The following is a 704-nucleotide window of genomic DNA, read 5'->3' as shown; positions in this document are numbered from 1 at the left end:
GTACGGCCGGTTCTAACCGGCCGTACCACTCACGACCCCTGATCTCGCGTGGCCAGATCGTGGGCGAGGGGTTCCCCTGCTCCGTTGGATGCAGCAGAGTTGCCACTCGCGGCCCGCCCGACCGAGTCCTTAAGCGTTTTCGAGCAGGACGAGCGGGATCTCGCGCTCGGTCTTGGTCTGGTACTGCGCGTAGTTCTTGTAGTCGGCCGTGATCTTCGGCCACATCCGCGCCCGCTCGTCCGGGGTGGCGACGCGGGCGTGCATCTTCTGGGCGGGCTTGCCGCCCAGCGCGACCTCGACGTCGGGGTTGTCCCGCAGGTTGAGGAACCACGCCGGGTGCGTGTCATCCCCGCCCCGCGAGGCGACGACGACGATCGCGTCGCCGTCGCGCAGCGGCGAGGTCAGCATGACCTTGCGCGGCTCGCCCGACTTGCGCCCGATCGTGGTCAGTTCCAGTACCGGCATGTTCGCGACGGACCAGCCGGCGCGGCCGCCCGTGATCTTGAGCAGGCCACGGTGGATGGCGTTCATCGCTTTCAGCGAGAAATCACTAGGCATGAAGAGAGCCTAAAGGAGTCGTGGGGGGGTTTGGCGGGTATAAACGCGGCAAGCACACACCCCCACGAATACTGTTTATTAATTTGGGAGGCACGCCCGGGGTGGGCGCCTTCAAAGGCAGCCCCCCCGGAAGGGGGGGCGGGGTG

At 66.6% G+C, this 704-nt stretch carries 1 protein-coding gene; it reads right to left on the bottom strand.

Features of this window, described 5'->3' with window-relative positions; genetic code table 11:
* Window positions 1–129 precede the first annotated feature (129 nt).
* Window positions 130–558, bottom strand: a complete 429-nt coding sequence (locus tag ACFV15_RS30510; protein ID WP_378354533.1) for a nitroreductase family deazaflavin-dependent oxidoreductase — start codon at window positions 556–558, stop codon at window positions 130–132.
* Between the last annotated feature and the right edge of the window lie 146 nt (window positions 559–704).

The organism is Amycolatopsis sp. NPDC059657 (genome assembly GCF_042734395.1).
Taxonomy (GTDB): Bacteria; Actinomycetota; Actinomycetes; order Mycobacteriales; family Pseudonocardiaceae; genus Amycolatopsis.
This window is presented reverse-complemented; position numbering and strand designations above follow the sequence as displayed.

Bases quoted from the DNA above. Each gene is read 5' to 3' on its own strand.
- ACFV15_RS30510 (WP_378354533.1), bottom strand. From the start codon at position 558: ATGCCTAGTGATTTCTCGCTGAAAGCGATGAACGCCATCCACCGTGGC.